Source organism: Rhizobium sp. BR 314 (assembly GCF_047445805.1).
Classification (GTDB): domain Bacteria; phylum Pseudomonadota; class Alphaproteobacteria; order Rhizobiales; family Rhizobiaceae; genus Rhizobium; species Rhizobium lusitanum_B.
Genome location: NZ_JARWLA010000010.1, coordinates 85,834 through 110,883 on the forward strand (window position 1 = coordinate 85,834; position 25,050 = coordinate 110,883).

The 25,050-nt window shown below is 59.9% G+C and carries 19 protein-coding genes; 11 read left to right on the top strand and 8 right to left on the bottom strand.

Translation table 11 applies throughout. The features are described from left to right. Positions 1-282: 282 nt before the first annotated feature. The 6 genes from lpxE (at position 283) to QD461_RS15540 (ending at position 5,774) form a co-directional block, all read left to right on the top strand. The gene (gene lpxE, locus QD461_RS15515; RefSeq protein ID WP_414088513.1) at positions 283-1,083 is read left to right on the top strand and encodes a lipid A 1-phosphatase LpxE; all 801 of its coding nucleotides are present in this window, start codon (positions 283-285) and stop codon (positions 1,081-1,083) included. 167 nt (positions 1,084-1,250) lie between these two features. Continuing rightward, positions 1,251-1,541 carry a winged helix-turn-helix domain-containing protein gene (locus QD461_RS15520; protein WP_414088514.1) on the top strand — a complete coding sequence of 97 codons (291 nt, stop codon included), beginning with the start codon at positions 1,251-1,253 and terminating at the stop codon, positions 1,539-1,541. A gap of 156 nt (positions 1,542-1,697) precedes the next feature. Beyond that, positions 1,698-2,447: an SDR family NAD(P)-dependent oxidoreductase gene (locus tag QD461_RS15525; RefSeq protein WP_414088515.1), complete on the top strand. Its 750-nt coding sequence runs from the start codon at positions 1,698-1,700 to the stop codon at positions 2,445-2,447. Between the two features lie 294 nt (positions 2,448-2,741). Further along, positions 2,742-3,251, top strand: a complete 510-nt coding sequence (locus QD461_RS15530) for a Dps family protein (protein WP_414088516.1) — start codon at positions 2,742-2,744, stop codon at positions 3,249-3,251. Between the two features lie 376 nt (positions 3,252-3,627). Then, a complete protein-coding gene (locus tag QD461_RS15535) occupies positions 3,628-4,662 on the top strand; it encodes an aspartate-semialdehyde dehydrogenase (protein ID WP_414088517.1) in 1,035 nt (344 codons plus the stop codon). 290 nt (positions 4,663-4,952) lie between these two features. Beyond that, positions 4,953-5,774, top strand: coding sequence for a lytic murein transglycosylase (locus tag QD461_RS15540; RefSeq protein WP_414088518.1), 822 nt, complete (start codon positions 4,953-4,955; stop codon positions 5,772-5,774). Positions 5,775-5,867: 93 nt separating this feature from the next. Here QD461_RS15540 and QD461_RS15545 read toward each other — a convergent pair whose 3' ends face one another. Both QD461_RS15545 and pdxY read right to left on the bottom strand, forming a co-directional pair. Next, a complete protein-coding gene (locus QD461_RS15545; protein WP_184704871.1) occupies positions 5,868-6,509 on the bottom strand; it encodes a carbonic anhydrase in 642 nt (213 codons plus the stop codon). Positions 6,510-6,580: 71 nt separating this feature from the next. Then, on the bottom strand, positions 6,581-7,456 hold the full coding sequence (pdxY, locus tag QD461_RS15550; protein ID WP_414088519.1) for a pyridoxal kinase PdxY: 876 nt from the start codon (positions 7,454-7,456) through the stop codon (positions 6,581-6,583). A gap of 293 nt (positions 7,457-7,749) precedes the next feature. On the opposite strand from pdxY, the gene QD461_RS15555 reads away from it, so the two are divergent. After that, the gene (locus QD461_RS15555; RefSeq protein ID WP_414088520.1) at positions 7,750-12,540 is read left to right on the top strand and encodes an NAD-glutamate dehydrogenase; all 4,791 of its coding nucleotides are present in this window, start codon (positions 7,750-7,752) and stop codon (positions 12,538-12,540) included. A gap of 48 nt (positions 12,541-12,588) precedes the next feature. Next, the gene (locus QD461_RS15560; RefSeq protein ID WP_414088521.1) at positions 12,589-13,980 is read left to right on the top strand and encodes an MFS transporter; all 1,392 of its coding nucleotides are present in this window, start codon (positions 12,589-12,591) and stop codon (positions 13,978-13,980) included. 66 nt (positions 13,981-14,046) lie between these two features. Here the strand turns inward: QD461_RS15560 and purH are convergent, their stop codons facing one another. From purH to htpX, 4 genes are all read right to left on the bottom strand, one after another. Then, positions 14,047-15,663 carry a bifunctional phosphoribosylaminoimidazolecarboxamide formyltransferase/IMP cyclohydrolase gene (gene purH, locus QD461_RS15565; RefSeq protein WP_414088522.1) on the bottom strand — a complete coding sequence of 539 codons (1,617 nt, stop codon included), beginning with the start codon at positions 15,661-15,663 and terminating at the stop codon, positions 14,047-14,049. A gap of 167 nt (positions 15,664-15,830) precedes the next feature. After that, a complete protein-coding gene (locus QD461_RS15570) occupies positions 15,831-17,534 on the bottom strand; it encodes a heparinase II/III family protein (RefSeq protein WP_414088523.1) in 1,704 nt (567 codons plus the stop codon). 203 nt (positions 17,535-17,737) lie between these two features. Further along, complete coding sequence (locus QD461_RS15575) at positions 17,738-19,147, bottom strand: RsmB/NOP family class I SAM-dependent RNA methyltransferase (RefSeq protein WP_414088524.1); 1,410 nt, start codon at positions 19,145-19,147, stop codon at positions 17,738-17,740. Beyond that, complete coding sequence (gene htpX / locus QD461_RS15580; RefSeq protein WP_414088525.1) at positions 19,144-20,142, bottom strand: zinc metalloprotease HtpX; 999 nt, start codon at positions 20,140-20,142, stop codon at positions 19,144-19,146. The genes QD461_RS15575 and htpX overlap by 4 nt, the downstream gene beginning before the upstream one ends. Positions 20,143-20,363: 221 nt before the next feature. Here htpX and QD461_RS15585 point away from each other — a divergent pair, with 221 nt between their 5' ends. Beyond that, positions 20,364-20,582: a DUF1674 domain-containing protein gene (locus QD461_RS15585; protein ID WP_199087014.1), complete on the top strand. Its 219-nt coding sequence runs from the start codon at positions 20,364-20,366 to the stop codon at positions 20,580-20,582. A gap of 123 nt (positions 20,583-20,705) precedes the next feature. Here QD461_RS15585 and acs read toward each other — a convergent pair whose 3' ends face one another. Beyond that, complete coding sequence (acs, locus tag QD461_RS15590; RefSeq protein WP_414088526.1) at positions 20,706-22,664, bottom strand: acetate--CoA ligase; 1,959 nt, start codon at positions 22,662-22,664, stop codon at positions 20,706-20,708. Positions 22,665-22,886: 222 nt separating this feature from the next. Between acs and QD461_RS15595 the strand changes: the two genes are divergently transcribed. Both QD461_RS15595 and QD461_RS15600 read left to right on the top strand, forming a co-directional pair. Next, positions 22,887-23,594 (top strand): DUF1013 domain-containing protein, encoded by a 708-nt coding sequence (locus tag QD461_RS15595; protein ID WP_414088527.1) that lies wholly within the window; start codon positions 22,887-22,889, stop codon positions 23,592-23,594. Between the two features lie 295 nt (positions 23,595-23,889). Beyond that, a complete protein-coding gene (locus QD461_RS15600; protein WP_414088528.1) occupies positions 23,890-24,186 on the top strand; it encodes a hypothetical protein in 297 nt (98 codons plus the stop codon). Positions 24,187-24,210: 24 nt separating this feature from the next. Here QD461_RS15600 and QD461_RS15605 read toward each other — a convergent pair whose 3' ends face one another. Continuing rightward, entirely contained in the window at positions 24,211-24,870 is a 660-nt protein-coding gene (locus QD461_RS15605) for a YggS family pyridoxal phosphate-dependent enzyme (protein ID WP_414088529.1), read from the bottom strand. Positions 24,871-25,050: the final 180 nt, after the last annotated feature.

Here is a 25,050-nt window from a genome sequence, read left to right on the forward strand (position 1 = left end):
TATTTCACGTGAAACATGCGCCCCGCCCTTCAGCCGAAGAGCGGGGCTTTCCGTTGTGGCGAGCTAGACCGGAGCATTTCCGTTCCAGGCGGAGCCATGAAAGCGCGCTATCTCTTTGTTTTCATGCAATTCCTGACGCAAGACCGCTTCATACTTTTGCTGGAGTTGCTCAAATTTGCGTCATGAGCGATCATCTGCCTCACTGTCACAATTTTTTAGAAGAGTTGTAACAAGTCGCTGTTAAGCGTCATCTCTGATTGGACATAAAATCAGGCGGTGGGTATGCAAGGGATCTTGGCATCTCTCGATCGGCGTTGGCGACGCAGCGATGCGGCGCTTGCTCCATGCCATTGGAAGACCTGCCTGTTTCTGACAGCCAATATTGTGCTGCTCTCTGCGCTCCTGTTCGATTGGCCGGTCGGCGCTGCCCTGAAGAGCTTCTCTCCCACCATTCGATTTTTCGGGGGAATGCTGACCGATTTCGGCGATTCCGGCTGGATCATCATCGTAAGCGCCTTCCTGTTCTTCGAAGGCTGGGCTGCCAGCCGTTTGCTGCGCTCGCCGCGCTGTCGCGGCCGGGCGCTGCGGATCTGTCAGATCGGCGGTTACCTGCTGACGACGATCATGCTTTCAGGCCTTCTCGCCAACATGCTGAAACGCGCCATCGGTCGCGCGCGCCCGACACATTTCGCCGATTGGGGACCTTTTGGCTTCTCGCCCTTCAATGGCCGCGCCAGCTTCGAAAGCTTCCCGTCGGGCCATGCCACGACCATCGGCGCCCTGTTCGTGGCGCTTGCCTTGCTCTTTCCGCGCTATCGCTACATCTTCGCTGCCTGTGCCTTGTGGCTAGGGATTACCCGCGTCATGGTTGGTGCACACTATCCGAGCGACGTCATCGCCGGCCTTGCGCTAGGCGGATGGTTCTCCTTCATGACCGCCATCGTCTATTCCCGCTATGGTATCCTCTTCCGCATCAACGCTGCCGGCCAGCCGACCCCGAGATGGCCGCTGCTAAAGCGCGGAATGTTCCAGGGCCTGCGCCTGCCGCGCCGCGTGAGAGAGCTCAATCCAATCACGAAATGACGCCACACGCGCGATCGGACCCGACAATTCCCTCGGTCCACCGCACCGCAATCTTCACCTGCCGCCCCATCGCAAAGGTTGCCAAGGTCACCGCGCGTTCATATATCTGACGTCGTGCAGGCCATAAGAGCCGGCCAACCCGTTTTCATTTCCGCTATGATGATCCCATGGATGCAGCTCCGATACATTTGAGCGAAAGGCAGCTTGGATTGATTTCCCGAGCACTTGCCGAGCCGCGCCGCGTGCAGATGCTCAAGGAAATCGGCAGCCGCACCCAGCCCACGCCTTGCAGCGTTCTGAACGAGTGCCATGCCGTCAGCGCCGCAACCATGTCGCACCATATCAAGGAACTTGAGAACGCCGGGCTCATCGAGATCCAGCGCGAAGGCAAATTCGCAAGTCTCGTGCTGCGCCGCGATACGCTGAACGCCTATATGCTCGAACTTTCCAAGATCTGACGGTCCTTCCTGCCATCGGCATTTCTCGTCGTGGCTCTTGTATCAATTAGATGATTATCTAAATATCAAAGCGACGGTGCGATCGGTTTTCGGGTCACATCCGCCAAATGATTCGATAATTATAAAATTGTCTAACAATTTCCAAAGGAAAATGACATGAGCAAGCTGACAGGCAAGGTCGCAATCGTGACCGGAGCATCCAAGGGCATCGGCGCGGGCATTGCCAAGGCGATGGGCGAGGCTGGAGCAGCCGTTGTCGTCAACTACGCATCGAGCCGCGAAGGCGCCGACAAGGTGGTGGCTGAAATCGCCGCCAAGGGCGGCAAGGCGCTCGCCGTCCATGGCGACGTTTCCAAATCTGAAGACGTCAAGCGCCTCTTTGCCGAAACCAAGCAGGCCTTTGGCCGTGTCGACATCCTCGTCAACAATGCCGGCGTCTACCAGTTCGCGCCGATCGAGGAGTTCACCGAGGAAGAATTCCATCGTGAATTCAATATCAACGTACTCGGCACCCTGCTGACCAGCCGGGAAGCCGTCAAATATTTCGGCCCGGAAGGTGGCAATATCATCAATATCGGCTCCAACGCCGTCAGCATGAACCTGCCGACTGCGTCCGTTTACACCGCAACCAAGGCGGCCGTGGATTCCATCACCAAGATCCTCGCCAAGGAGCTCGGTGCGCGCAATATCCGCGTCAACAACCTGGCGCCCGGCGGCATCGAGACTGAAGGCGTCGTCGCCGCGGGCGTCATCGGCAGCGATTTTGAAAAACATCTCGTCTCACAGACGCCTCTTGGCCGCCTGGGCCAGCCGACCGATATCGCCCCGGTTGCCGTCTTCCTCGCTTCGCAGGACGCCGCCTGGGTGACCGGCGAAACCATCTATGTCGGTGGCGGCCTGAAGTAGCCAGTATTCACAGCGCCGCCCCGACAAGGGGCGGTGTCTCCGGCGCGGCATAACCATACGCCGCGCCCGTATGTTAGCGGACGATTGCCAAACCGGCTCATTTCCCTATTTAGTAAAGCTGCTCGGGTTTTCCGCGTAACAACGCAGTCGACCATGCCGCGAAGAGCATTTCCTCTGCGACATAGATAAACAGACCCTGTCTTCAATGCGATCCCACGCAGCAGCTGATGTCATCGAACTCCCTTAAGATCCGCCGGCGATCGCTGTCGTGAACAACAAACGGAGGACGCCTTTATGAACACCGCCAATACCAAATCGAAATTGGGCACCCGCACCAATCTCAGCGAAGACGCGACACGCGATATTTCCGCGGCGCTGACTGCGCTTCTGGCCGATGTCTTTGCCCTCTACCTGAAGACCAAGAATTTTCATTGGCACATGAGCGGCCCGCACTTCCGCGATTATCACCTGCTCCTCGACGAGCATGGCGATCAGATTTTCGCAATGACCGATCCCATGGCCGAGCGCGCCCGCAAGATCGGCGGAAACACGCTGCGGTCGATCGGCCAGATCGCCAAGCTCCAGCGCATCCCGGACAATGACGCCGAATATGTGGATCCGCAGGACATGCTCGCCGAACTGGCGGATGACAATCTCAAGCTCTCGGCCGAAATGCGTGCCGTTCACGACGTCTGCGACGAATATGGCGATGTCGCCACGGCCAGTCTGCTTGAAAACTGGCTGGACGAAACCGAACGCCGCACCTGGTTCCTGTACGAGATCACACGCAAGTCCAACCGTTGATATGAGAAAGCCGCCGCCTTCGAACACGATAAGTTGAAGGCGGCGCGCAGTGCCTTTGGTTTCCTCGCACCCACCCCGGCAAAAGCGAGGAAATCCTTGACTCCTGTGGAAAACATCTTAGAACCGGCGACGGAAAAGGAAGACTTCCATGGTTCGCTTCGAACAGATCGACAGCTTCAGTCACCTGGCTAGTTATGCTGGGCAGGATGTCTATTTTCCGGTTTCTTCCAAAACCATGGCCAAAACGACGACGAAAACCGTCTGACGTCTCTGGCCTGCCGCTCTCTCCCCGGCTCGGCTGGGGACAGGAACCGGTCGTGATGGCTACGGTTCCCCCCTTCGCCCAAGAGGAGAGAAGAGAAAGAGAGCTTGAGAAATGGGTTTCAAAGTTGCAGTAGCGGGCGCGACCGGAAATGTCGGCCGCGAAATGCTCAATATCCTGTCTGAACGCGGCTTTCCGGCCGACGAGGTCGTAGCGCTCGCATCCGCCCGCTCGCAGGGAACCGAAGTGTCCTTCGGCGACCGGACGCTGAAGGTTGCCAACCTCGAGAATTACGATTTCTCCAGCACCGACATCTGCCTGATGTCGGCCGGCGGCGAAGTCTCGAAGAAGTTCTCGCCGAAGATCGGCGCCCAGGGCTGCGTCGTCATCGACAATTCCTCTGCCTGGCGCTACGACGCCGACGTGCCGCTGATCGTACCGGAAGTGAACCCGGATGCCATCACGCAGTTCACCAAGCGCAACATCATCGCCAACCCGAATTGCTCGACCGCACAGCTCGTCGTCGCGCTGAAGCCGCTGCATGACTTCGCCAAGATCAAGCGCGTCGTTGTCTCGACCTACCAGTCGGTCTCCGGCGCCGGCAAGGACGGTATGGACGAACTGTTCAATCAGACCCGCGCCGTCTTCGTCGCTGATCCGATCGAAAACAAGAAGTTCACCAAGCGCATCGCCTTCAACGTCATCCCGCACATCGATAGCTTCATGGAAGACGGCTACACCAAGGAAGAGTGGAAGGTCCTGGCTGAAACCAAGAAGATGCTCGACCCGAAGATCAAGGTCACCTGCACGGCCGTGCGCGTACCGGTCTTCATCGGCCATTCGGAATCGGTCAACATCGAATTCGAAAACGAGATCACCGCCGACCAGGCTCGCGATATCCTGCGCGAAGCACCAGGCTGCCTTGTCATCGACAAGCGCGAGAACGGTGGCTACATCACGCCTTACGAATCCGCCGGTGAAGATGCGACCTATATTTCGCGTATCCGTGAAGACGCGACCGTCGAAAACGGTCTCAACATGTGGGTCGTCTCCGACAATCTGCGCAAGGGCGCCGCTCTCAACGCCATCCAGATCGCCGAGCTGCTCGTCAATCGCGGCCTGATCAAGCCGCGCAAGCAGGCTGCATAAGCATTTCTAAACCAATTTACGGTTTATAAACCTTATTTAGCTAAGCAAGACTATATGGAAGCCTCGCCATTTCGGACCGAAAGGCGGGGCTTTTTTACAAATACATTTGGCGATCTGTTTCACGTGAAGCAAAAATACTGATCGCTAAAATGTATTAATGACATGACGGTCGGATGCTGGCATGGTCCAGTGATGACTAGGCCGCGCATGAGCCTGAAGATTGGCGGGTTTGTGCGCCTTCCAAAAACGGTTACCGCGTTCGCACCGCGGTGAGAATTCGGGGACACTGAATGCGCATCACAAAGTCTGGAATGGCAGCTCTCGTCGCGGGCGGGCTGCTGCTCGCCATGCCGATTACGGCAAACGCTGCATCCTGCGGCAACACATCTGCCGGTTTCGAGAATTGGGTGCAGGAATTCAAGCGCGAAGCGCAGGGACAGGGCGTCAGCCCCTCCGTCCTCGACAAGGCCTTCGCCAACGTTCATTACAACCAGCCCACCATCCGCGCCGATCGCGGCCAGAAGAGCTTCAAGCTTTCCTTCGAGGAATTCATGAAGAAGCGCGGCGGCCAGACGATCATCAATCGCGGCAAGGGCATGAAACAGGCCAATGCCGCGCTGTTTGCCAAGATCGAGAAGCGCTTCGGCGTCCCCGCCGGCCCGATCATCGCGATCTGGGGCATGGAAACCGGCTTCGGCAGCTACATGGGCGACCAGCATACGCTTTCTGCGGTCTCCACCCTTGCGTATGACTGCCGCCGCTCCGCATTCTTTACCGAACAGCTCTATGCTGCCCTGAAGCTCGTGGGCGAAGGCTATCTCAGCCCGTCGGCGCGCGGCGCGGCGCACGGCGAAATCGGCCAGACGCAGTTCATGCCCAAAAACGTCGTGCTTTACGGCGTCGATGAAGACGGAAACGGCCGGGTCGATCTTGTAGGATCGCGCGCAGACGCGCTTGCCTCGACGGCGAACTTCCTGCGCGGTCACGGGTGGCAACCAGGCGCCGGCTATCAGCCCGGAGAACCGAATTTCTCAGCCATTGCCGGCTGGAACGACGCCAGGGTCTATCAGCAGGCGATCGCCTATATCGGTCAGCAGATCGACGGCAGGTAAGCTCAACGCATGAATCGAAAAGGCGCTGCGACCGGATGGTCTGCAGCGCCTTTTCTTTTGACCCAACTCCATCCATGGGACGTGGAGGCGACCTTAAATCTCCGGTCGGATGAAATCCCTGGTATTCTGGTCCATGATCCATAGTTCGCCGGTTGAAATATCGAACCATGCACCGTGCAAGTTCAACTTGCCCTCTTCCTCGCGCGCCTTGATTTCCGGGAAGCTGCGAAGATTGTTCAGCGAATTGCGGATCGAAATGCGCTCCAGTGCCGTCTGACGTTCGGTCTGCGTCATGATGTCGTTGCTCTGGATCTGCTCGGCGGCAGGCTTCAGCAGCGCCATCCACCGGCCGATGAAGTCGCCCGGCGACAGCGGTTCGGCATTGGGGTCGAGGGCGGCGCGGATACCGCCGCAGCGACCGTGCCCCATTACGACTATGTCGGAGACCTTCAGCGACAAAACCGCGAATTCGAGCGCTGCCGAGGTCGCATGGAAATTGCTGTCCGGCTCATAGGGCGGCACCATATTGGCGACGTTTCGGATGACGAACAGCTCTCCCGGTCCCGCATCGAAGATGATCTCCGGCGCCGAGCGGGAGTCACTACAGGCAATCACGAGCGTAGACGGATTTTGACCGAGCTCCGCTAGATTGCGATAGCGCTCACGCTCATCGACGTAACGCCCGCTCATGAAGTTGCGATAGCCGTTCAGAAGGGTGTCGGGAAACCTTTGCATGATATGGAATTACAGCGCACTGGGTCAGATGGCAACTGCTGCGCTGCAAAAAGCGTTAACCGTTGCGAAACCTAATTTTTTCGTCGCTGCGCCGGGTGCATGAGATGACGCAACTGTACCATTGCCATCGGCGTCGAAAGGCTCGCTGAATCGACCGCAAGCGTCAGTTCGTTGCTGCCGCGTTTGACGGCGCGCGCCAACACTTCATAGACGCTTGCGGTCGTCAGTTGCAATGCCCGTTCTTCATCCATGCCGGACAGGAGACGCGACAGGAACAAGGCACACAGCAGATCACCGAGCCCATTTGGCGCACTTTCTATACTGCGATGTTCGGCAAGCAGCGCGTTTCGACCGCTGAGATAGAGGTTTCCGATGCCGCCGGCCATCATCGGCACCGCCGACGTCACCAGCATGCGCGAAGGCCCCAGCGCGAGCGCCGCCTCCATGATGGCATTGTTGTCCTCAAGCGGCGCACCGGCGAGCCAGGCAAGCTCGTATCGGTTCGGCGTCGCCAGCGAGGCGAGTGGAATAAGATGGTCGCGGATCGCCTCTGCCGTGGCAACCGGCACATACAGCCCGCCGGCATCGCCGATCACCGGATCACAGGCATAAAGAACCTCCGGATTTTTCTCGCGCAGGGCTTTCACCAGCTTGGCGACGGAATGCGCCTGAGCGGCATTGCCGAAATATCCCGATAGCACGGCTTTGACCTCGGACAGCCAGGGAGCGGCGATGAGATCGTCGATCGCATGATCGAAATCCACCTCGTTGAACGTCAGCCGCGTCGAGCGGCCATGACCTGGGTGCCATGGCAGAACGATGGTCGGCAGCGCCCAGACGGGGTGGCCGAGCGTTTCAAGTGCAAAGACCGCGGCGCGATTGCCGACGGATCCACGAACGACATGACTGGAGATGACGATAACGGCGCCGGCCGACACTTGCGACATGATGCTTGCTTTCAAGTTCAGGGCTTCAACTGCAATCAGGCTGTTGATGATCCCTTTGACGGCATTCTGTCAACGGCGCTTCACAGAGTCATGAAAGCCTCTGTTGACGAACTGATTCCATCAATTTCTCGTCGACAATATCCGCTTTTTGCCGGGATCACGCATTCCGGCAAGTTTTTTAAAAAAACGGCCCAAAATCAGTCCGAAACCATCCAAATTCGCAATCTTTTTGCCAGTTTTTTCGCTAAACGTTCTGATATTGTGGTCAAAATTCGAAAATCGGGAGGAATTCCATGGCGCCCAAGACCAATCCGAAACGGGAAAAACAGATCGAAGCGGCACAGAAAATTGCCGCAGCGGCAGGCGGGGTTTACCTCGATCCTGAAATCCTGTTCGGCCGGGCAAGCAACGATGACATGGGGCGTTACAGCCCGGAAATGCTGGCTCTTGCCGCCGCGCATGCGGCCAAGGAGCTTGCAGCCTGGAGCAAGACCGCTCCGCGTGTCAGCATCGAGCAGGTGGCCAATATCGAGCCCGATGGCGTCGCCGTATCGATCCTCTCGATCACCGACCACAACATGCCCTTCCTCTACGAATCAGTCATGGGAGAGGTCAGCAGCAGCTACCGCGATCTCTATATGGCCGTGCATCCGATCCTCGTCATGGAAGACAGCAAACCGGCAAGCCTCTATTCCGCCGATCAGGCGAGCGATCCGGCCCATCGGGTCAGCCACATCCAGCTTCACCTGTCGCCGCTGACGGCAGCGCAGGCGACAGACCTGGTCAAGCGGGTACAAACGGTCCTCGATCAGACGCATCTCGTCGTTTCCGGCTGGAAGCCGATGCTGTCGCGCCTCGATGCCGTCATTTCCGAGCTTTCCACCTATGAGGCAGCAGGACGCCGCAAGAGCGACCGCGACGAGGCGCTTGCCTTCCTTGCCTGGTTGCGCGATGGCAACTTCACCTTCCTCGGCATGCGCGAATATGTCTATTCGGGCAAAGGCGCCAACGCCACGATCGAGCGCGACCGCGGCGCCGGCCTCGGCATTCTCTCCAATCCCGATGTCCGCGTGCTGCGGCAGGGCAAGGACGCCGTCACCACGACGCCGGAAATCCTCGCCTTCCTCAACGGTCCGGATTTCCTGATCGTCACCAAGGCTAACGTCAAGTCGATCGTGCATCGCCGCGCCTATATGGATTATGTCGGCATCAAGCGCTTCGATTCGGAAGGCAACGTCACCGGCGAGCTGCGCATCGTCGGCCTCTTCACCTCGACCGCATACACCAGCGCCGCCGCAGAAGTGCCGCTGCTGCGCTCGAAGGTGCAGAAGGTCAAGGATCACTTCGGCTTCGACCCGACAAGCCATTCCGGCCGCATGCTCGACAACACGCTGGAATCCTACCCGCGCGACGATCTCTTCCAGATCGATACGACGCTGCTCGCAAACTTTGCCGAACAGATCAACGATCTGACCGACCGGCCGCGCGTGCGTGCGCTGCCGCGCATCGACCATTTCGACCGCTTCGTTTCGGTGATCGTCTATGTCCCGCGTGAGGAATACGATTCCGTCGTCCGCGAGAAAATTGGCAACTATCTGAAAACGGTCTATGACGGCCGCGTCTCCGCCTATTACCCGGCTTTCCCGGAAGGCGGTGTGGCGCGCGTGCATTTCATCATCGGCCGCAGTGCCGGCAAGACGCCGCATGTTTCGCAGGCCGATCTCGAAGAGGCGATCCGCGCCATTACCGCCCGCTGGGACGAGCGCTTCGTCATGCTGGCAGGCCCGAAAGCGCCGGGCGTCTCCGTCAGCCAGGCCTTCCAGGAAGCCTTCTCGCCGGAAGATGCCTTTGCCGATCTTCCCGACATCATTGCCACGGCCGGCGACGAACCGATCCGCATCGGCTTCTATATCCGCAAGGACGAGGCCGGCGACATTCTCTCGCTGAAGATATTCCATGGACAGGGCAACCTGGCGCTGTCGCGCCGCGTGCCGCTCCTGGAAAACCTCGGCTTCAACGTCATCAGCGAGCGCACCTTCGATATCTACGTCACGGCCAAGGACGGTTCGACCGGTCATGTCGTGCTTCACGACATGGAACTCGAAGCCCGCAGCGGCCTGACGATCGATCTCGCCCGTCACGGCGCAGCATTGGAAGAAGCCTTCCTCGCCGCCTTTGGCGGCACGATCGACAACGATGCGTTCAACAGGCTGATCGTCTCCGCCGATCTCTCCGCCCGCGAAACCAACGTCCTGCGCGCCTATGCCCGTTATCTGCGCCAGGCCGGCATCGCCTATTCGCAGGATTACATCGCTGCGACGCTCGACAAATATCCACGCATCGCTGCCTCGCTCTTCCGCCTGTTCAGCGACACGCTCGACCCGAAGCTCAGCGACAAGAACCGCACGAAGAAGCTTTCCGAGCTGCATGAGGCTATCGAAAGCGAGCTTGCGAACGTGCCGAGCCTGGACGACGACCGCATCCTGCGGCGCTACGTCAACGCCATCGACGCGACACTGCGCACCAACTATTTCCAGAGGAACTCGGACGGCATGCCGAAGGCTATGCTTGCCTTCAAGCTCGATCCGAAGCTGCTGGACGGCCTGCCCGAGCCGCGGCCCTTCCGCGAAGTCTTCGTCTACGGCGTCGAGGTCGAGGGCGTGCACCTGCGCTTCGGCAAGGTGGCGCGCGGCGGTCTGCGCTGGTCGGACCGTGCCGAGGATTATCGTACCGAAGTGCTTGGCCTGGTGAAGGCGCAGCAGGTCAAGAATGCCGTCATCGTGCCGGTCGGCGCCAAGGGCGGCTTCTATCCGAAGAAGCTTCCGGTTGGCGGCAGCCGCGACGAGATCTTCAACACCGGCCGCGAGGCCTACAAGACCTATATCCGCACGCTGCTGTCGATCACCGACAACATCTCCGGCGCCGACATCATCCCGCCGGCCGACACCGTGCGGCTTGACGGTGACGACCCCTACTTCGTCGTCGCAGCCGACAAGGGCACCGCTACCTTCTCCGACACCGCCAACGCACTGGCGCAGGAAGCCGGCTTCTGGCTGGACGATGCCTTCGCCTCGGGCGGCTCGGCCGGCTACGACCACAAGAGGATGGGCATCACCGCTCGCGGTGCCTGGGAAACGGTCAAGCGACATTTCCGCGAAATGGACATCGACATCCAGACGACGCCATTCAACGTCGTCGGCGTTGGCGACATGTCCGGCGACGTCTTCGGCAACGGTATGCTGCTGTCTCCGAAGATCCGTCTGCTCGCTGCCTTCGACCATCGCGACATCTTCATCGATCCCGATCCGGATATGGAAAAGACGCTGGCCGAACGGCAGCGCCTCTTCAACCTGCCGCGCTCGAGCTGGCAGGATTTCGACAAGTCCGTCCTGTCGAAGGGCGCGATGATCATTTCCCGCTCGGCGAAGTCTGTGACGCTAACGCCGGAAGCGGTTGCCGCCATCGGCATCGACAAATCGGTCGCAACGCCCTTCGAGATCATGACGGCGATCCTCAAGGCTCCGGTCGATCTGCTGTGGTTCGGCGGCATCGGCACCTATGTCAAGGCGCCGTCCGAAACGGATTCGGAAGTCGGCGATCGTGCCAACGATCCGATCCGCGTCGCGGCCGACGAAGTTCGCGCCAAGGTGATCGGCGAAGGCGCCAACCTCGGTGTCACGCAGAAGGGCCGTATCGCTTATGGTCTCAAGGGCGGTCGCTGCAACTCTGACGCCATCGACAATTCCGCCGGCGTCAACACCTCGGACGTCGAGGTCAACATCAAGATCGCGCTGGCTTCCGCCATGTTCGACGACCGGCTGACGCGCGCCAAGCGCGACACGCTGCTCGCCTCCATGACCGACGAAGTGGCCGTGCTTGTCTTGCGCAACAACTACCTGCAATCTCTGGCAATCTCGCTGACGGAGCGCAAGGGCACCGGCAACGGCCTGGAACTCAGCCGCTTCATGAGCGTGCTGGAAGCGGCAAAGCAGCTCAACCGCAAGGTCGAGACCCTGCCCGACGACCAGACCTTCGCCGAACGCTACGCCAACGGCCGGCCGTTGACGCGCCCGGAAATCGGCGTTCTGCTCTCCTACGCCAAGATCGTCCTCTTCGACGCGCTGGTCGCCAGCGACCTGCCCGACGATCCCTACTTCGCCGCAACGCTCAGTCGTTATTTCCCGGCCAAGATGCAGCGTTCGAACGCCGCCGATATCGAGACGCATCGCCTGCGTCGCGAGATTATCGCAACGGGGCTTGCCAACGAAGCGATCAATCGCGGCGGTCCGGGATTTGCGGTCAGCATGATGGACGCGACGGCGGCATCGGCTGCCGAGGTGGTCAAGGCGGCTGTGGTCGCCCGCGACGGCTTCGATCTCGACCGGCTCTGGAACGAGACGGATGCGCTTGACGGCAAAGTCGGCGGCCAGATGCAGAACCGCGTCTATGGCGAGATTACCGAGGTCTACACGGTGCTGACTCGCCTGCTCCTGAAAACCGGTGCAGCCAAGGGTGATATCGAAGAGACGGTTAGCCGGCTTCGAGCAGCGCTGAAGAAGCTGCGGCCCGTCTTCCTCACCCACATCCCGACGGATTTCGCAGCAGAGATCACAGCACGCGAAGCGGAATATCTGGCAGCGGGCCTGCCCGAGAAGCTGGCTTCGGAGATCGCCACGATCTACGCGCTCGTCCTCGTTCCGGAAATCATGCAGATCGCCGAGCGCACCGGCGATACGCTGAACCGGGCGGCGGAAAGCTACTTCACCGTTTCGCAGACCTTCCGCGTCGGCCGCCTGCTGCTAGCCGGCAACCGGATCGTCACCGGCGATCACTATGAGAGCCTCGCGCTTGCGCGCAGCCTCGACCAGATCGCCGGTGCCCGCCGCGATATCGTGATTTCCGCCTTGTCCAACCATCCGAAGGACAAGCAGCCGGTCCAGGCATGGCATGCGGAAGACCGTATCCGCATCAATCGCATCGCCGAAGAGCTCGGCGGCCTCAGCGAAAGCGGCGATCCCAATCTCGCCCGGATTACCGTTGCCGCTGGCCTGCTCAGCGACCTTGCGAACGGCCGGGCAAGGTGACACAGTCCGCCCCGACCCGGTAACGGGTGAGGGAGCAAGGGGCTGGATTTGGTGACGACCGAGATTGACAACGACGTGCCGGCAAAAGTGCCGGCACGAGGCATTTGGGGCTGGATGTTCTTCGACTGGGCGGCTCAGCCGTTCTTCACCGTCGTCACCACCTTCATTTTCGGCCCCTATTTCGTGGCGCGGCTGACCGCCGATCCCGTCTCCGCCCAGACGACATGGAGCAACATGGCGACGATCTCCTCGGTGATCATCGCCATTCTCTCCCCGGTGCTCGGCTCGATCGCCGATCAATCCGGCGCCCGCAAACCGTGGATCGCCTTCTTCGCCGTCATCAAGATCGTTAGCCTTGCGTGCCTCTGGGGCGCAGCGCCAGGATCGCCTGTCATCTATCCCGTCATTTTCATGATCCTGGCTTCGATCTCGGCCGAATTCTCGATCGTCTTCAACGATTCGATGATGCCCCGGCTGGTCGCCAAGGACGATGTCGGCAGGCTGTCGAACGCTGCCTGGGGGCTTGGCTATCTCGGCGGCATGATCGTGCTGATCACTGTCGTCGCGCTGCTCGCCGGTAACCCGCAGACCGGCAAGACCATTCTCGGCCTGACGCCGCTCTTCGGCCTCGACGCCACGCTCGGCGAGGATGCACGCATCACCGGGCCGATTTCCGCCGTCTGGTATCTCGTCTTCATCCTGCCGATGTTTCTCTTCACGCCGGATGCTGCTCGCGGCCTGCCGCTTCGCGCGGCCGTTCGCACGGGCTTGCACGAGCTATCCGCAACCCTGGGCGAATTGAAGCGGCGGCGCGGCATCAGCCTGTTTCTTCTTGCCCGTATGGTCTATCAGGACGGCGTCAACGGCCTGCTCATTCTTGGCGGCACCTTCGCAGCCGGCATGTTCGGCTGGGCGACGATCGAGATCGGTATCTACGGCATCATCCTCAACGTCATCGCCATCTTCGGCTGCTTTGCGGCCGGCTATGTCGACCGCTGGCTGGGCTCGAAAACGACTGTCGTCATCAGTCTGACGCTGCTCCTGGTCGCCACCTTCGGCATCATCTCCACAGGCCCCGGCTTCACGCTTTTCGGCCTCATTCCGCTCTCCACGGTCAGCACCGGCAGCCTGTTCGGCACGGCAGCGGAAAAGGCTTATATCGGTTACGGCCTGTTGATCGGCATTGCCTTTGGCCCCGTGCAGGCCTCCTCACGCTCCTATCTTGCTCGCAGCGTCAGCCTCTCGGAAGCCGGTCGCTATTTCGGCATCTATGCGCTGTCAGGCCGCGCCACCAGCTTCATGGCAACGTTGTTCTTTTCGCTGGTAACCCATTTCAGTGGTTCTGCCCGCCTCGGCATGGCGACTCTCGTCATCTTCCTCGCCGGCGGGTTGCTGCTTTTGCTGCCAACGCCCTATCCGGCCGACAAGACAGCGAAGTAGGCAAAGAAAATCCCGACTGGCGAACCAGCCGGGATATAACTTTTTGTAATCAGGTATATCCGCTGATCAATGGCGAAAATGGCGCACGCCGGTGAAGACCATCGCGACATTGTGCTCGTTGGCCGCGTCGATCACTTCCTGGTCGCGCATCGAACCGCCGGGCTGGATGAGGGCCGTGGCGCCCGCCGCGATCGCCGACAACAGGCCGTCCGCAAACGGCAGGAAGGCTTCGGAGGCGACCGCAGAGCCGCGCGTCAGCGGCTCGGCCAGACCCATGGCCTTGGCGGCTTCCTCGGCCTTGATGGCTGCGATGCGGGCGGAATCGACGCGGCTCATCTGCCCGGCGCCGATACCGGCTGTCTGGCCATCCTTGGCGTAAACGACGGCATTCGACTTCACATGCTTGGCGACGCGGAAGGCGAACTTCATGTCCTCAAGCTCCTGAGCCGTCGGCGCACGCTTGGTGACGACCTTAAGCTCCATATCCTCGACCAACGCGTTGTCACGGTTTTGCACCAGCAATCCGCCGGAGACGGTTTTTGCGGTCAGGCCGGCAGCACGCGGATCGGGCAGAGCGCCAACCGAGAGCAGGCGGAGGTTCGGTTTGCGGGCGATGATCGCCTTGGCTTCCTCAGTGACGTCAGGCGCGATGATGACTTCGGTGAAGAGCTTGACGATCTCTTCGGCTGTTTCGGCGTCGAGCAGGCTGTTCAGTGCGATGATACCGCCGAAGGCCGAGGTGGAATCGCAGGCCAGCGCGCGCTTGTAGGCTTCCACGAGGCTCGGGCCGGTGGCGACGCCGCAGGGGTTGGCATGCTTGATGATCGCGCAGGCCGGGCCGTTTTCCGGCAGGAACTCGGCAACGAGTTCATAGGCTGCGTCGGTATCGTTGATGTTGTTGTAGGAAAGCTGCTTGCCCTGAATGAGCGTTGCCGTGGAAACGCCGGGGCGGTTTTCGCCGGTCAGATAGAAAGCTGCCTTCTGGTGCGGGTTTTCGCCATAGCGCATCTCCTCGCGCAGAACGCCGCCGATGACCCGGTGGCGTGGCGTCGCGATATCCAGCGCTTCGGCAAACCAGTTGGAGATCATCGCGTCATAGGCCGCGGTGCGGGCAAAGGCCTTGGCAGCCATGCGCTTGCGGAAATCATAGGTCGTCTGGCCGGCATCGGCGGAGAGCTGGGCCAGCAGCTCGGAATAATCGGCGGGATCGGTCAGCGTCGTCACATAGGCATGGTTCTTGGCTGAAGCGCGGATCATCGCCGGGCCGCCGATGTCGATATTTTCCACCGTCGTCGGATAGTCGCCGCCCGCCTTGCGAACGTCTTCGAAGGGGTAGAGGTTGATGACGGCAAGATCGATGCCTTCGATGCCGTGTTGCTTCATTGCAGCCTGATGCTCGGCATCGTCACGGATGGCGAGCAGGCCGCCATGCACCTTCGGATGCAGCGTCTTGACGCGGCCGTCCATGATCTCGGGAAAATCCGTCACTTCGGACACGTCGGTGACGGCAAGGCCGGCCGCGGCAATCGCCTTGTGTGTACCGCCGGTCGACAACAGACGCACGCCCTGTTCGCTGAGCGCACGCGCCAGCTCGACGATGCCGGTCTTGTCGAAGACGGACAGAAGCGCGGTTTTCACCTTCACCTTGTCGGGAGCAGGAATTTTCTTGGAAACGACGGCCATGGGCTTTCTCCGGTCTGAAGCAATTCCAGGAAAAGAGCAGGGCGGTTTTCCGTCTGGAATTGCGAGATTACAAAAACAGAGCGAAAAACGCTCTGGCATGAGGAGATGTCCGGCGGAAAGGCGCGGGACGACAATGCCGCCCCGTTAGCATAGCTGACGCGGTTAGCCTATGGCCGATGGGATAAAAACCAGCGGATTTCCGGCTTTTCAGTGATCCTGAAGACGATCTCGAGCTGGTCGGAAGAGCGCATGCCAGAGGGATCTGCGAAAAAAATGTCCTCCGCGACAAGCACGTCGTTGCCGGGCGAAGAGAAGACCCAGGTCTCGCCGTCGGGCGCGATCAGCAAGGCGGAGTCCGTCTCGGTCTGCAGCAGGCTGATCGACGGGTGGACATGGAAACGCGCCGAGGCGATGCCTTCGCCTTTCGGCGGCTTTTTCCTGCCCTCCGGCACGAAAAAGCGATCCCGGCCGGCCAGGATCGTGCCTTTGGCATTAAGGCTCAGCTCGCGCTCGTGAACATAGCCGAAAGGCGAGAGATAGCCGTCATGTGCGGCGCGGACGTAGTCGCGCCCATCCTCCGTCTCGGATCGCTCGACGATGACCTTCTTCACGCCTCCGACCATGATCGGTCCAAGGGATTTCGACTTGGAGAACTGCGACGACGAGGTGTCGTTGAGCGTGACGGCCGAATGCGCGGCCGTCACCCGTGCGGCCTGAATATAGCGGTCGCCGGCAAATTCCGGCGATCCGGAATTAATGATGAAGCGTGTCTTGCCCGATGACATCTCAAAGGAGAGGCAGCCGGCATGCGCCGTGCGGCTGAGATCGGTCGAAGCGGGAGCGCCTGCATCGATGATGACGACGGCCTGGCCGGCGGCCAAGCGGTGATATTTCGTATGCGGCAACGCCTTGAAGGCCTGTCCCGCCGTCTCGTCGTAACGCAGCACCGACATGAGCTCGTTGGCAAGCGTCGAGGTCGCACCATTGAACAGCGCCAGATCGCCATCCTGATGGCGGAAGAAGCGCAGCGCGGGATACATGCGATCGATGCCGGGAATGAGCCGGATGGGCACGTCATGGCCGAGATTGACATAGGTCTGCCGCAAGGGCAGCAGATCGAGCAGAAGCTCCAGCGACACCCGCGGATTGCGGGAGATATGGCCGCCGTCTGCCAGGATCTGTCGGTCGATTTCGCGATCGAGCGCCTGGCCCGCCCGCTTTACCGCCAGCGCGCCGTTGGGCATGGCGACGGACGACATGGCAAGCGCAATGCGCACGCGAAAACGGGTCGTTCCATCCCGCGCCGATGGCGCCATGCGGCGCAAAAAGCGAACATGCAGCACAAGCACGCGCATGAAGCGGCGATAAAAGCCGCTATCCGTGCCGTGCAGAAGCACCGGGGAGTGCGACAGGAGCGCGATGAGTCGTTGTGCGGCGATATCGGGCGCCCAGGCAAGCCCATGCAGACGGCGGCCGTGAACGGCAATCCAGTCGGTGAGAATGGAGCGCGCCATGGCCGAGGACTGGTCGCTCTTCTCGGCCCGCAAATGCCGCAGCCAGCGGAAATTATGCAACCGCGCTGCAAAAGCCTTGGACGGTAGCTCCAGCGAGAAAGGGGAAGCGCCTTGTGTTTCGAGAACCCTGCCGGCCAGCAGGATGCGGCCGTTCAGAAGCTCCTCGACGAAAAAAGGATCGACGCTGCGCAGATCCGTCGGAGCCACGATGAGGCGTTCCGGCACACGCATCGTGTGGCGGGTGAGACGCAATCGCGTCAACGCCGCGCGGCGAGACATCCGCCGCCATGCTTCCCGCACGTATGAACTCACAAAACCCTGCCGCAGACCTGCATATTTGCTTCTGCTTACTCTCATTACCCGTGGTTAAAAAGAGGTTACAAATATACCAATTAAGAACAGGTTACTGACTTTTGAACCACTTTCGAAAGCCTGTGGAAACCACGCCCAGAGCCGGATGATTTTAGGTCCGCTCGACCTGAAGTCTGATTCCGCTCCAGAATCAAAGACGTAGAGCATGATGTCGACCGAAAACCGCTCACACTTATCGGCGTCATGCTCTATCGCACGCGCCGAAGCACGGCCGCATAGAAGCCATCGAGGCCGGAGGCGAAACCATCGGTAAGCGGCAACATGTCTGGCGTCGTGCGGAAGGCACCGAGCGGAGAAATCGCCGCTTCGAGGCCCGGCCAGTCGCTTGCTGCAATCGCAACCCGCTCGACATTGCCGCTATCGGCGAGAAGGCGTGCGACGAGATCTTCGCCCTCTTCGGGATCGAGCGAGCAATTGGAGAAAACGACGATGCCGCCGGGTTTGACCAGCGTCAAGGCATGACGCAGCAGACGTTCCTGCAGCGCAGCGAGCTTGGCGATATCCTCCGGTCCCTTGGTCCAGAGCACATCGGGATGGCGGCGTGTCGTTCCGGTCGAAGAGCAGGGCGCGTCGAGAAGGGCCGCATCGAAAAGTTCGTCGGGCTGATATTTGCTCATATCGGCACCGACGGTTTCGGCCTCAAAACCGAGACGCGCGAGATTGCCCGACAATCTCTTCAGCCGATTGGCGGACTGATCGAGAGCCGTGACCTTGGCACCTGCGAGTATAAGCTGCGCCGTCTTGCCGCCAGGAGCCGCGCAGAGATCGACGACCCGCTTGCCGGCGAGCGGGCCGAACAGCTTCGCCGGAATGCTGGCGGCGGCGTCCTGAACCCACCATTCGCCCTCATTGAAGCCTTCAAGCGAGGGAATGGATCCCTCGAAAGCAGCGAGACGCACGCCACCGGTCGGCAGGACCACGCCGTTGAGACGTTTCGCCCAGCCTTCGGCATCGGATTTGACCGTGAGATCGATGGCGGCCGGCTCGAGCTGGGTTTCGGAAATTCTGAGTGCTGCCGCTACCCCGTAAGCCGCTTCCAGGCGGGAGAGGAACCAGGCCGGCATGGCGGGCACGCCTGCGACATTTTCGAGAATGTCCTGCTTTTCCCGGCCGATGCGGCGAAGAATGGCGTTGACCAGCTTGGCAAAGCGGCGATTGCGCGGGTCACGGTTGGCCTGTTCGACGGCAAGGTCGACGGCTGAATGATCCGGCACATCCAGATAGAGCATCTGCGTCGCACCAACCACGAGGACGTGGTGCAGAGCGCGGGCGCCTTCCGGCAGCGGTGAATCGAGCAGCGAAGAAATCGTCGCCTCGATGCGCGGCAGATGCCGCAGCGCACTGTTCAGGATGGCGCGCACCAACGCCCGGTCGCTTTCGCCGAGTGCCTTATAGGCGGGATTGCCGCCCTCGGCATCCAGCATTCCGTCAAGCGGTGTCTTGCGATCGATGACGGCGGCCAGGATCTTCGTTGCCGCGGCACGCGCTGCAAAGCCGGGCTTCGCCGGCGCCGAATCATGTGGCTTGGTCTTGTCCGAGCCCTTGCCGGATCTTCTTCCGTCTTTGTTGAAAGCTTTGTTTTTCGTGTCAGAACTCAAGACCAGGGACCCTTTGGCGGTTGTGAACCACCGCGACCCGTATTCGGCACGGAGCGCGATTTCCGCTCCGGATTAGCAGTCAAGACAGGTCCCGTCGAGCCAAAGCCCGCAGATGGGCCTGAAGACGACGCCATCGGCGAGGCACCGCCGCCGCCATAGCGCGCCATTTCGTGCAGTGCCGCGATGCGGTTTTCCGTATTCGGATGGGTCGAGAACAGATTGTCCATGCGTTCGCCCGACAGCGGGTTGATGATGAACATATGCGCCGTTGCCGGATGTCCTTCGGCTTCCTCATTCGGAATATGCGAGGCACCGCGGGCGATCTTGCCGAGCGCCGAGGCAAGCCAGAGCGGATTGCCGCAGATCTCCGCGCCGCGGCGGTCGGCGGAATATTCGCGCGTGCGGCTGATCGCCATCTGCACCAACATTGCGGCCAGAGGCGCAACGATCATCGCGGCGAGAACGCCGACCATGCCGAGCGGATTGTTGTTGTCGCGGCGGCCGCCGAAGAAGAAGGCAAAGTTGCCGAGCATGGAAATGGCGCCGGCAAGCGTCGCCGTAATCGTCATGGTCAGCGTGTCGCGATTCTGCACATGCGCCAGCTCATGCGCCATCACGCCAGCCACTTCCTCCGGCGTCAACGCGTGCAGCAAGCCTGTTGAGGCGGCAACGGCGGCGTTCTCGGGGTTGCGGCCCGTGGCAAAGGCGTTCGGCTGCGGGCTGTCGTAGAGATAAACCCTAGGCATCGGCAGGCCGGCATTGCGAGCGAGATCGCGAACGATGCGGTAGAATTCCGGCGCGCTGCGCTCATCCACTTCCTGCGCACCGTAGGTAGAAAGCACCATACGGTCCGAATTCCAGTAGGAAAAGAAATTCATGCCGGCAGCGACGACAAATGCGATCAACATGCCCGATTGACCGCCGATGAGATAGCCAACGCCCATGAAAAGGGCGGTCATGAAGGCAAGCAGCATGGCGGTACGCATGAGATTCATCAAAAAGTCTCCAACAGATCTGACGCCCAAACCTTTTTCTTTGCGGCCGGACGCATTGGAGACGGATGATTTCAGGTCTCTTCGGCCTGACATCTGAATCCGCTCCGAAATAAAAAACAGAGCATGATGTCACCCGAAAACCGTTCACACTTTTCGGCATCATGCTCTATGATTTGGCTATTCCTCCCCTCATTTCAATATTTCGGAGGTCGCTCGAGACCATGCAATCCGCAGATAACGACAATAAAATCGACATTGAAGCCGGTGAAACCATACGCAAGCCGCTCTCACCCGCCGCCAAGCGCGCCCTTGCCGAAGCCGAGGAGCGCCGCCAGGCGCAGGCCAGCGCTGAGCCGCCCCCGGAAATCGGCGGCCGCGGCGGCTCCGACCCCGCGCGCTTCGGCGACTGGGAAATCAACGGTCGGGCGATCGATTTTTAAGGGATAGCGGCTGAGATAGCTCAAGCCCGGAGCTCTTCAGAGCAAGCGACAAGCGCTCAAACTTTCGAAGTACCTTTTGAAAAGGCGCCGTACCCTTCGGTACAGCGCCTTTAAATTCAGGCCTTAAGCAGCATCCGCCTTGTTCTGGCGGTTTGCGATCAGGTCGTCGACGACGGCCGGATCGGCAAGCGTCGAAGTATCGCCAAGCGCGCCGAAATCATCTTCGGCGATCTTGCGCAGGATGCGCCGCATGATTTTGCCGGAGCGGGTCTTCGGCAGGCCAGGCGTGAACTGGATCTTATCCGGCGAGGCGATCGGGCCGATTTCGGTGCGAACGTGCTTCACCAGTTCCTGCCGCAGCGCATCAGAGCCTTCCAGGCCGACCATCAGCGTCACGTAGCAATAGATACCCTGACCCTTGATCGAGTGTGGGTAGCCGACGACAGCGGCTTCCGACACGTGGCTGTGCGACACCAGCGCCGATTCCACTTCCGCCGTACCGAGACGATGGCCCGAGACGTTCAGAACGTCGTCGACGCGACCGGTGATCCAGTAATAGCCGTCCTCGTCGCGGCGGCAACCGTCACCCGTGAAATACTTGCCCTTGTAGGTGGAGAAGTAGGTCTGGATGAAGCGCTCGTGGTCGCCGTAGACCGTGCGCATCTGGCCCGGCCAGCTATCGGCGATGACGAGATTGCCGTCCGTGGCGCCTTCCAGCACGTTGCCTTCGCCGTCCACCAGCTGCGGTTGGACGCCGAAGAAGGGCAGGGTGGCCGAGCCGGGCTTCAGGTCGGTCGCCCCTGGGAGCGGCGTGATCATGTGACCGCCTGTCTCCGTCTGCCACCAGGTATCGACGATCGGGCAACGGCTATCGCCGACAACCTTGTAATACCATTCCCATGCCTCAGGATTGATCGGCTCGCCGACCGTGCCGAGCAGACGCAGGCTGGAGCGCGAGGCACGCTTGACGAAGTGATCGCCGGCACCCATCAGCGAACGGATCGCCGTCGGTGCCGTGTAGAAGATATTGACCTTGTGCTTGTCGATAACATCCCAGAAGCGGCCCTGATCCGGATAGTTCGGCACGCCTTCGAACATCAGCGAGGTCGCGGCATTGGCGAGCGGCCCATAGACGATGTAGGAATGGCCGGTCACCCAGCCGACATCGGCCGTGCACCAGTAGATATCACCGGGATGATAGTCGAACGTATATTCATGCGTCATCGCCGCATAGACGAGATAGCCGCCCGTCGTGTGCAGAACACCCTTCGGCTTGCCGGTGGAACCCGAGGTGTAGAGGATGAAGAGCGGATCTTCGGCCTTCATCTTCGCCGGCGGACAATCCGGCTTCGCCTTGGCGGTTTCCTCGTGGTACCAGAGGTCGCGGCCCGCTTGCCAGGCGATCTTGCCGCCGGTACGGCGCACGACCAGAACATTCTTGACGGCGACGTTCTGCTTGGCGGCGATCTGGATCGCCGTATCGGTATTGTCCTTCAGTGGAATGGACTTGCCGCCGCGAACGCCTTCATCGCAGGTGATGACGAAGGTGGACTCGCAATCGACGATGCGGCCACCAAGCGCTTCAGGCGAGAAGCCGCCGAAGACGACGGAATGCACGGCGCCGATACGGGCGCAGGCGAGCATGGCATAGGCCGCCTCGGGGATCATCGGCATGTAGATGGTGACGCGGTCGCCCTTCTTGACGCCGTGCTTCTTCAGGACATTCGCCAGCCGGCAAACCTGATCGTAAAGTTCGTTATAGGTGACTTTCCTATCGATATAGGGATTGTCGCCTTCCCAGATGAAGGCAACACGATCGCCGTGCTTCTTCAGATGACGGTCGATGCAATTGTAGGAGACGTTGGTGACGCCGTCCTCGAACCATTTAATCGAAACCTTGCCGGTAAACGACGTGTTCTTCACCTTCGTATAGGGCTTGAACCAGTCGATACGCTTGCCGTGCTTGCCCCAAAATTTGTCGGGATCCTCGACGCTCTGCTGATACCATTTCTGGTACTTCGCTTCATCGATCAAAGCGTGTTCCTTGACCGATTTCGTCACCGGATGAATCTTTTCCGACATAGTCTCCTCCTTGAACCCTGACACCCCGACCTGCAATTAAGGGGCGCTTTGCGTGCAATCAATAGCAGGTCAAACTACGACAGCAATTGGACAAAGTGCATTTCATCCGCAAAGAATTGCAATTACGCGACACTATCGCTATATAGGGCCGTATTTCCCGGACATTGTGGTGTTACACCCCGGACCGCGACACCGGCGCGGACTGACAGAAGGACTATATCCATGGCTCAACAATTGCTCATGCCGAAGGCAACTGCCATCTGGCTTGTCGACAATACGGCCTTGTCATTCGACCAGATCGCGCAATTCTGCAAGCTGCATCCGCTCGAAGTAAAGGCGATTGCCGATGGCGAAGCCGCACAGGGCATCAAGGGCCTCGACCCGATCTCGACCGGCCAGCTGACGCGCGACGAAATCGCCCGCGCCGAGAGCAACCCGAACCACAAGCTGAAACTCTCCGAGCCGAAGGTTCGCGTGCCGGAATCGAAGCGCCGAGGCCCGCGCTACACCCCGGTTTCCAAGCGCCAGGATCGTCCGAACGCCATCCTGTGGCTGGTGCGCAACCATCCGGAACTGAAGGATGCGCAGATTTCCCGCCTCGTCGGCACCACGAAGTCGACTATCGAGCAGATCCGCGATCGTACGCACTGGAACTCGGCCAACCTGGCACCGATGGACCCGGTCACACTCGGCCTCTGCAGCCAGATCGACCTCGATATGGAAGTTGAAAAGGCCGCCAAGGGTCGACCGCTGCCGACCGCCGCCGAACTCGGCGCAACGCTGCAGCCCGCCCAGGAGACCGAGAAGCTCGGCTTCAGCTATGACCGCGATGACGAGAAGGAAAAGGAAATCGACGCCGACGCCGTTTTCGCCAAGCTCAAGTCGCTCAAGTCGACGAGCCGCGACGAAGAAGACGACGATCAGTTCTAAGATCAGACATACCCGACGTTTTGCAAAGCCCCGGTCCTCGACCGGGGTTTTTTTGGCGTCTCATCCTTGATGGGTGTAACCTCTTGTTGTGTCAATATGCAGCAGGACAATCATAAGGATATTGTGTAGCTTTTAGCGAAACGACCCTGCGAGAGTTGCATCAGCCATGTCGGTCCTGGCCATCGGATATTACAGTTATGCGTGCGGATTGATCTTTGCCGTGGTTTCAGCACTGCGGACGCGGCGGCGAGTACTTCGGGGGCCTTTTGGGAAATTCGCGATATTCGAGCATATCATGCTGCCGATCGTCTTCGTAATCGTCGGCATCACCATCTACTCGCTTGTCGAAGTCGACAAACTTATCGTCATGGGCATCATCATCATATTCTCAGCACTGACGCTGGTCATGCTGATGGTTTTTGCGCCATTCCTCGTTTTGGCATTCGCGTTTCTAGCTTACGCCTTCACCATCTCCTGGGAGGAAGTTACCGGTATCATCGCCTTGTCGTTCATTGGCGCGACAATAGGAAATGTATTCGGTTACGGGTGGGGAAGTTGGGCAGCTCGTGTTGTGCCGCCATCGCCTACATGACCCTTTGAAGGGTGCAAGCCGGCGTTATCGCGCCCCGAAGATCGCCGAACCAACGCGAACGCTTGTTGCGCCGAAGGCGACGGCGATTTCATAATCGCTCGACATCCCCATGGAGAGCCTTTCAACGCCGGCCTGCTTGGCAAGCTTTGCGAGCAGGGCAAAATGCGGTCCCGGATTTTCCTCCGCCGGCGGAATGCACATCAGGCCCTCGATCGACAGACCAAGCTCCTTGCGGCACAAATCGACGAACGCGACCGTATCGTCAGGCGCAATCCCTGCTTTCTGCGGCTCCAGCCCGGTATTGACCTGGACAAATAGCTTTACAGCCTTGCCCTGCCGTTTCATTTCGTCGGCGAGAGCGCGCGCGATCTTTTCGCGGTCGACGGTTTCGATAACGTCGAATAGTGCGACAGCATCCGCGGCCTTGTTCGATTGCAGCGGCCCGATCAAGTGCAGCTCGATCCCTGGAGTTTTGGTCTTCAACTCTGGCCACTTGCCTTGGCTTTCCTGCACACGATTCTCACCGAAGACTCGCTGGCCGGCCGCAATCGCTGGGCGGATCTGATCGGCGTCGAACGTCTTGGAAACGGCAACGAGCTGCACGGAACCGGCTTTTCGTCCAGCCTGGCGTTCAGCCACTGTAATATGGGAACGGACTTCGTTCAGACGCTCTTGAAGTTCCATCTTTTCGCCTCGATATTTCGCCTGCTTCTCAATCCCTGCAGTAATGAGGCAGGCAGGCTTTGCCAAGGGCGAAAGCGCCCGAATCCGGCTTTGCTTTGCAAGATAAGGCACTTGCTGCACCTGCTAAACTTGACGCTTGGGTGGTTTCGTGGTGAAGGTCTCGCCTTACTCCCCATGATT